The organism is bacterium (assembly GCA_037131655.1).
GTDB lineage: Bacteria > Armatimonadota > Fimbriimonadia > Fimbriimonadales > JBAXQP01 > JBAXQP01.
Genome location: JBAXQP010000002.1, coordinates 22,624 through 30,765 on the forward strand (window position 1 = coordinate 22,624; position 8,142 = coordinate 30,765).

General features: G+C 48.3%; 7 protein-coding genes and 1 pseudogene. 6 read left to right on the forward strand and 2 right to left on the reverse strand.

Features of this window, described 5'->3' with window-relative positions:
* Nucleotides 1–22 precede the first annotated feature (22 nt).
* Nucleotides 23–952, reverse strand: a complete 930-nt coding sequence (locus tag WCO51_00295) for a hypothetical protein (protein MEI6511701.1) — start codon at nt 950–952, stop codon at nt 23–25.
* 15 nt (nt 953–967) lie between these two features.
* Nucleotides 968–1,213 (reverse strand): twin-arginine translocase TatA/TatE family subunit, encoded by a 246-nt coding sequence (gene tatA / locus WCO51_00300; GenBank protein MEI6511702.1) that lies wholly within the window; start codon nt 1,211–1,213, stop codon nt 968–970.
* A gap of 420 nt (nt 1,214–1,633) precedes the next feature.
* Here tatA and WCO51_00305 point away from each other — a divergent pair, with 420 nt between their 5' ends.
* The 6 genes and pseudogenes from WCO51_00305 to WCO51_00330 all read left to right on the forward strand — a co-directional run bounded on the left by WCO51_00305 (nt 1,634) and on the right by WCO51_00330 (nt 8,033).
* Nucleotides 1,634–2,734, forward strand: a complete 1,101-nt coding sequence (locus WCO51_00305) for a PilT/PilU family type 4a pilus ATPase (GenBank protein ID MEI6511703.1) — start codon at nt 1,634–1,636, stop codon at nt 2,732–2,734.
* Between the two features lie 96 nt (nt 2,735–2,830).
* Complete coding sequence (lysA, locus tag WCO51_00310; GenBank protein ID MEI6511704.1) at nt 2,831–4,177, forward strand: diaminopimelate decarboxylase; 1,347 nt, start codon at nt 2,831–2,833, stop codon at nt 4,175–4,177.
* An 8-nt stretch (nt 4,178–4,185) separates the two neighbouring features.
* On the forward strand, nt 4,186–4,884 hold the full coding sequence (locus tag WCO51_00315; GenBank protein ID MEI6511705.1) for a site-2 protease family protein: 699 nt from the start codon (nt 4,186–4,188) through the stop codon (nt 4,882–4,884).
* A gap of 202 nt (nt 4,885–5,086) precedes the next feature.
* The gene (locus WCO51_00320; protein MEI6511706.1) at nt 5,087–5,941 is read left to right on the forward strand and encodes a sugar phosphate isomerase/epimerase family protein; all 855 of its coding nucleotides are present in this window, start codon (nt 5,087–5,089) and stop codon (nt 5,939–5,941) included.
* Between the two features lie 2 nt (nt 5,942–5,943).
* Complete coding sequence (locus WCO51_00325) at nt 5,944–6,795, forward strand: hypothetical protein (GenBank protein MEI6511707.1); 852 nt, start codon at nt 5,944–5,946, stop codon at nt 6,793–6,795.
* A gap of 158 nt (nt 6,796–6,953) precedes the next feature.
* A pseudogene (locus tag WCO51_00330) lies at nt 6,954–8,033 on the forward strand (DNA methyltransferase).
* The last annotated feature ends 109 nt before the right edge of the window (nt 8,034–8,142 follow it).

Below are 8,142 nucleotides of genomic sequence, written 5' to 3' on the forward strand. Positions count from 1 at the left end.
TTGCGCGGAATGCACTCGATTGTCACGCGGATTGGCCAGAATTATGGCAAACAGTCCGCTCAATCAATTCATCAAAATCAATTTTGCCGCGATGCTGCCAGGTCACCATAAAGAGTCGGTTGGTATCAGGACAATGCCACCCCGCCCCAGAAACCTTGAACGCCGGCCACTTCCACTTAAACAGCATCGTTATCGCTTCTCTGAGCTTAACTAAGGGCTTAAGCTGTGCTGTCCAATAAAAGCCCTCATGTCCATGAATTGTCGCCGGTTCTAATGTACCCTCACTGCTATCCCACTTGCCGCTTCGAATGAACCATTGTTCGAGAGTACATTCCTCTAATGCCAGATAGGCAAGTCCCCACCGATCAGTGACTATCGACTGCCCATTTTTCGCAAAACGCATCGTGAGGTAACCGGAAGTAAACTGAAACTTTTCCAGACGATAGTTCTCGGGAGAGGCTGTGACTAACCCAAATGCCGCCCATGGGATCCAGCCGTCATCCTGATGATCCTTCAAAGTGGCCAATATCTTCTTCGACATTGCCAGCACAGCATCATTTTTTCCGCCAGTCACTTCAGCGATGACAATTTTCATACACGTCGGACACTGTCGAACGACCCCATGAGTTTTGACGTCGGAGCGCCAATTATATTCCAATTCGCCATCAGGCTTATCACTCACACGCCCTGTAAAAGTTTGGCGTTTCTTTTTTGCCTGATTTTCAATAACTTTAAGATATTTATCGATTACCGGGTGAAGATCGGCTTTTGCTTTGGATTTCTGAGTTCGAAGCTGCACAGTGAATTGGCCTGGGGAAATAACCTGAATTCGTGTTTCATTCGGATCGTTTACCGGAATAAACGTCCAGTCATTAGGAACCCAGAAAGACACTCCGTGCCAAGCTACCAGAGACCAATCGCGTTCTTCTGCGGGTGGGAGCAAATTATTCATTCGAGCAGATATCACCTAACGGCCATCATTAGCACGAGTGCGCCCTTTAGGACGCGCTTGCGCATTATCTGTTTTCGAAGTTTCGATTTGAGCAACAGGCTCCTCATCCTTTTCTAACTCCTGCATTCCCTTTTTGAGCTCTTTAACTGACTGCCCAAGGGAACGTGCCAACTGAGGCAATTTGGCTGCTCCAAACAAAAGCAGGATGATCAACAGGACGACTAGCATTTCCGTCCCAAAAATATTGGCCTGAATAGGCATCGTCTTCCTCCGCGACTGTCGAACTAAAAAATACGTCGCACCCCCTATTATACGCCGAACAAACCGCAAAAGCCTACTTTTGTGTTTAGTAAGTATTGCAGGTTCACGGAGATTGGTGTTAGGAATTAGCTTTAGTTGGAGATTGCTACGTGCACAATCATCCATCGCATGGTTAATGGGTCAGGTTCATGATCCCGCATTCTAATTCTGCATTCCACATTCGAAACGCCCCCTCCCTTCACTCCCCCACCCGGAGTCAGGAGAGGGTTCTGGACTTATTTTCTGCTGCTTGCGCTACTGCGTCATTGCTTGTAGTAGGCGGGTCTTATAAGGTACAACTTGGGGGTATTGATCCGGCGCACTGGCATTATCGTAGCGGTTTGAGTGGTTGTGCGTCCATTGGCGGAGGTTATGAACCAAATGACCGAGACTAAAGCTGTCGAAAATCAAAATGTTGAACTCGATCTCATGGAGCTTATTCGTATTGCTTATGAGAATAAAGCTTCCGATCTTTTTATAAAAGAAGATAACACCCCGATAATGCGTCAGCACGGGAAGGTATTTCCACTTCCTGGCGAGTACCCTATTCTCGATTATAGAATGTGCCGCGATCTATGCTACAGCGTTATGTCCCACGAGCAGGTTAACCGTTTCGAACACAAACACGAGATGGACCTTGCCTTCTCGGTTGAAGGGGCTTGCCGTGTTCGCGCGAATATCTATTCACAGCGTGTATCGACCGCGGGTTGTTTCCGAATGATTCCGCTTCGTCACTACACCCTCGATGAGTTGGGCATGCCGCCGGTTTTGGCTGAAATGTGCAAGAACCGACAGGGGCTAATTCTTATTACTGGTCCGACTGGATGCGGTAAGTCAACTACCCTGGCCGCCATGATTGATATTATCAACCAAAAACGCCGATGCCATATTGTTACCATCGAAGACCCCATCGAATTTGTACACATGGACAATCATGCGATTGTCAGCCAGCGTGAAGTGGGAATTGATACGGATAACTTCCTGGTTGCCTTGAAGGCGGTCGTTCGTGAAAGTCCTGACGTTATTCTAATCGGTGAAATGCGCGATCCTGAAACCATGCACGCGGCGCTGCAGGCGGCTGAAACCGGTCACTTGGTTTTCTCCACCGTCCATACCCCGAGCGCGGCGGAGACACTCGACCGCGTTATCAACATGTTTCCGCCGGAGGAAAAGAAGCACATCACCGAACGTATGGCAGGTTCGCTTAGGGCAGTTGTCGCTCAGAAACTCGTTCCCCGTATTGACGGTAGAGGGCGAGCGGCAGCGGTTGAAATTATGGTCGTCACCCCGACTATCTCTAAGTTGATTGAAGACGGACACTTCGGCGAAATCTATCATGCGATTAGCGAAGGAAGTTTCTGGGGCATGCAGACGATGAACCAATGTTTGCTTAAATACGTTCGCGCAGGAATCATTAGCGAAGAGGAAGCCTTCAATTTCGCAGGTGTACTTTCCGAACTTCGCCAGTTGTTACGTCACTAAAATTTTGTCGTTATGAAATAAGATTATCGAGGGGCGCAGGATACAGCGCCCCTCCTTATATAGTTAACTTGCATCGTTGCTAAGGAGCTGGTATTCGTGTTATTGGGTACTCAAAAAATTAATGATAAGGGACATTTAGAAGTTGGCGGATGCGATACTGTTGATTTAGTAAAGCATTTCGGCACACCTTTGTATGTTATGGATGAGGCGGCGATGCGGGAGCAGTGCCGCGCATATCGAACGGCGTTTGAAAGTCGATATCCTCAGGTTGAAGTTTGTTATGCCGGCAAAGCTTTGTTGACAACCGCTATCTGCCGAATCATCGATCTTGAAGGTATGAGCCTTGATGTTGCCTCACCGGGTGAGATGTATACGGCCTTGCGCGCCGATTTCCCTCGGGAACGAATGTATTTTCATGGCAATAACAAGTCGGCCAAAGATTTGGAATTCGCTATCGAAGCCGGTGTTGGACATATCGTCGCTGACAACTTGCTCGAAATCGGGATGATTGAAGATTTGGCCAGGAAATTTGACCAAAAGGTCAATATCTTGATCCGTGTCACCCCTGGAGTTGATCCTCATACCCATCGCTTTATTCGCACAGGGCAGTCTGATACTAAGTTTGGGCTAAATATCAAGAGCGGCGATGCTATGGCGGGAGTGAAGAAGGCGCTTGATGCTTCTTTTATTAAACTCCGCGGATATCATTGCCATGTTGGTTCTCAGCTTCTTGATTTCGAACCGATGGTTCAGGGTGCGCAGGCGTTGGTTGATTTTGCTGCGGATGTGCAGAAAGAGACTAATTTTACACCGGAAGTATTGAATATCGGTGGAGGGCTTGGCGTTCGATATCTGGAATCGCACAAGACGCCATCAATTAATGACTTTGCAGAAGCAGCTACAAACGCTTTGAAGGATGCCATTAAGAAACAGAAGCTGCCAACTCCGCTTCTCTTGCTCGAACCGGGGCGTTCTATTGTTGGTGAAGCTGGCTTAACGCTCTATACTGTTGGTAGTATCAAGACGGTTGCTATAAGCGAAAAACCGGGAAGCCGTATGTATGTAGCGGTAGATGGTGGTCTTTCGGATAACCCACGCCCGACCCTTTACGATGCGGTTTATACCGTTATTTCAGCTAACAAAGCGAATGCCCCTGCCGATACAGTTGTAACGATTGCCGGAAAGCATTGTGAGACCGACATCCTGGTGCGCGATACGGCGATTGCCAAGCCTGAAACCGGAGATGTTTTGGCTGTACTAACGACCGGCGCGTATAACTATGCGATGAGCAGCAATTACAACCGCTTTATTCGACCGGCGATGGTGCTGGTGAATGAGGGAAAAGCTGATTTGATTGTCGAACGCGAAATTTTGGATGATCTCGTTCGGCATGACCGGCTGCCGGATCGGCTTCAGAGCCTGACCAAAGCCGACAACGCATAGCTAAATCGATCGAAGCGGGTCACTTTATGGACATTTTCTTTTCTATCATAGCGTTCGTCATCGTAGTGGTGAGCTTAGTGGTCCGCGATCTGGTGCGGGGAAAAGCTGCGCAGGTGATGGGAGATTCCACACCTTACGCATGGGGACGAATGACGTGGAATCCCAAACCTCACTTCGAGCCTTTGGCATGGATAGTGATGGTAGTAAGTTGCTTGCGTGGTTTGCCGATCGGCTGGACACAAGAGATGCCGAGCAGTCCGTTTGGTAAACGACGTTCCGCCGCTTTTGAACTACTTTTGGTCGTTTGGGGTTTTCTGCCGCATCTATTCATAGCCCTTGTTTGCGCGATGATCATTCGTGCTGTCTTGCCTGTTTTCGATAGGCCTTTTCAATTCCCTTCATCTACGGGCGGGCAGAACAACGGACCATACGACCTGAATAGCTTTGTCCTTTTGATATTGAACGTGAACTTGTTGTTGGCGTTCTTTAACTTGCTGCCGCTTTATCCTCTCGATGGCCTGCGCATCTTAAAATTCTTCATGCCCGAGACCAGTTATCGAAAATACTACGATTTCGTTCGCGCTTACGCCCCCCATATCTTCCTAATCGGTTTGGTTTTACTTCCCTTCATCGATAACCGTTTAGACTTCTTCGGGCGCATTATCGCTTATCCAACTTTTTGGCTAGCCCGTTTGTTATTAGGCTAAAGGCATAATCATTTTGTGTCATTGTAAGAATGTGTGTGCCGAAGCAACCTCCACCTAGCCTTGCGACTTGAGAGGGACTAATTCTAACACCTTCTCTGCTTTTCGACTAAAAACTATCATGTCTAATAGCAACTTGCCGGACGGGGGCGGGTACTATTCAGATTGGATTCGGATGAGTTTGAAAAGGACTGAGGTGTACGTGATGGTCTTAAAATCTATTAACTATTGGTCATTCCCCGGTGGATTAGAAGGTACGCTCGATATTGGCGAGTTTATGAGCAAGGCGAAGGGGTATGGGTTTGATGCGGTTGAGCTTAGCATCGGTGAAACCGGCGCGTTGGGATTGGATGCCGATCAAGCCTATTGTGAAAATATCCTTAAGCAAGCCGAGCAGATAGGCATCAAAGTTGCGAGCTTGTGCTCCGGAATCTACTGGAGTTATTCACTGGCAAGTGACTCGACAGCAGATCGCGACAAAGCCAGTGCAGCCCTTGAAAAGATGATCCGTATCGCTTCGTGGTTGAAAGTGCGCACTCTGCTCACAATCCCCGGCGCGGTAAGCGTTTTCTTTATGCCCGATAGGCCGGTTATCTCCTACGATGTGATAAAGCAGCGCGCTACAGAAGGCATCTATAAGATGTTGCCGGTTGCAAATGATTGCGGCGTTGTGATGGCTATCGAGAACGTTTGGAACAAGTTCCTTTTAAGCCCCATCGAGATGTCGGATTTCATTGATAGCTTCAATAATCCTTCCGTCGGCGCTTATGTGGATGTCGCCAACATGATCCCCTACGGCTATCCAGAACAGTGGCTGCGAATTCTCGGCAAGCGTGTTGCAGGTATTCACTTTAAAGATTTCAGGGTGGATGTGGGCAATATAAATGGCTTTGTCGACCTTCTAGAAGGTGATGTGAATTGGCCTGAAGTAATGAAAGCGATAAACGAAATCGGCTACAACGGCGCGGTTGTGGCGGAAATGATCCCTCAATACAGACACTATCCCGAAGTCCGTATCGCCAACACCTCAAATGCCATGAACGCGATTTTAGGTAGGTAAAAATGAGAACAATTCTTTTAGTAATCACGTTACTTATTGCTTGCGGATTAGCGCAGGGAAAGGGGCCTATGGTGGATACCGTTCGAGACCATCTGTGGATATGGGCGCATCCGGCCGGAAGTCATAATAACGGCTGGGGCTTGGAAAAGAAATCGCGCATGACCCCCGTCGAAGGCGCAGTCTATATGGGCATTCCCAACATCATGTTCATCAGTTATGGCGGCAAGCCATCGTTGGATGAATTTGAGACTTATGCCATCTCATTTCGTCCCATGAAGCAAATCATTTGGTCTGTCACAGGCGCTTCTGACGGAAAGTCAATCGCCAATCAGCCCGAGGTGCTCGACATCGCCAAGCGATTCCCGAATATCACGGGCTTCATGATGGATGATTTCTTCACAGGTAACGGTTCAGCGTGGGCAACTCCCGAAGGATTGGCGCAGTTCAGACAGGAAATTGCCAAGGTTGGACGACCCCTTGCACTGTGGGCAGTCCTTTATAATAATCAACTCGACATGAAAGTTCAGGAGCATCTGAAACAGTGTGACGGCATAAGTTTCTGGACATGGAAAGCTGAAGATATTTCTAAATTGAAGGAGAACTTCGAGAAGACTGAAAAAATCGCCCCCAATTGCCGCAAAATTCTCGGTCTCTACATGTGGGACTACGGCACCCAAAAACCGATGCCCATCGAGCGGATGAAACAGCAGTGCGAGCTTGGCCTCAAGTGGCTCAAAGAGGGGCGCATCGAAGGCATGGTGTTCCTTGCCAGCAATATCTGCGATCTAAACTTGGAAACAGTCGAATGGACCCGCGAATGGATCAAAAAAGTGGGAAACGAGCCGATCAAATAAAACAAGCTAAATGACCCACTTATCAAGGGGGACTGTAGGGGGTTCTGGAAGGCTTAATGTTGGTTAAGGGACTGGGGAAAAGAACCTCCCCGCCCCCTCCTCCCTGCAGCGGGAGAAGGGATAGGGATAGGTTGGTTGTTATTTAGTGGAGAAAATGAATGCTTAAGGACAAGCTGCCGTTGGATAGTGTTATTAGGGGCGACTGTGTTGAGGTCCTTAACTCATTGCCTGAGAAATCGGTTGATTTGATCTTCGCCGACCCGCCTTATAATCTTCAACTTCAGCAAGACCTTTGGCGTCCCAACATGACCAAAGTGGATGCGGTAGACGATCATTGGGACCGTTTTGAAAATTTCAAAGCATATGACGAATTCACTCGCCAGTGGCTATGCGCATGTCGCCGGGTGCTTAAGGATACTGGAGCGATCTGGGTCATCGGGTCTTACCACAACATCTACCGTGTCGGCGCAATCCTAATGGACCTGGATTATTGGATTTTGAACGATGTTATTTGGGTCAAAACTAACCCCATGCCGAATTTTCGTGGGGTGCGTTTTACTAATGCCCATGAAACTCTGCTATGGGCGCAGAAGAAGCAAGGGGCAAAATATACCTTCAATTACCAAGAGATGAAATCGCTCAATATGAATAAACAGATGCGAAGCGATTGGGTGCTTCCGCTTTGTACGGGGAGTGAGCGACAGAAGGTCAATGGCGAGAAGGCACACTCGACCCAAAAGCCGGAGGTTCTGCTGGAGCGAGTTATTTTATCGACTTCTAATGTTGGGGATGTGGTGCTTGACCCATTCTTCGGCACCGGCACAACCGGCGCAGTGGCTAAGAAATTACATCGTCATTGAATCGGGATCGAACGCGAAGAGGCCTATGCACAGGTTGCAGAGAAGCGTTTAGCGCGTGTTAAACCGGTGGATGTAAGCGAGTTGGGCAAAGATAGTCGAAATGGAACTCCACGGCTTCCTTTTAAGTCTCTCATTGAACTTGGACTGATTCAGGTTAATCAAACCCTCTATTTCCGTAAAGATGAGACATTAATGGCGAGGGTTTTGGCGGATGGGAAGCTGGAGTTCGAGAGGAAAACCGGTTCCATCCATGAGTTAGCTCGCGCCATTCTAGAAGCGCCGTGTAATGGGTGGGACAATTGGCTTTATGACGATCCAGTGACAGGGGAAAGAGCTACGATAAACCGCTTGCGCCAAAAGGTTCGAGGCGATATTTAGCGCCTGGTTAAAACCATTAAGACAAAGCGGGGGAGGGTCAATACTTTACCGATCTTGCGGGGGTTTTGAATTAGCCGCCAGAGCCATTCGCAATTAATCTTCTGCATCC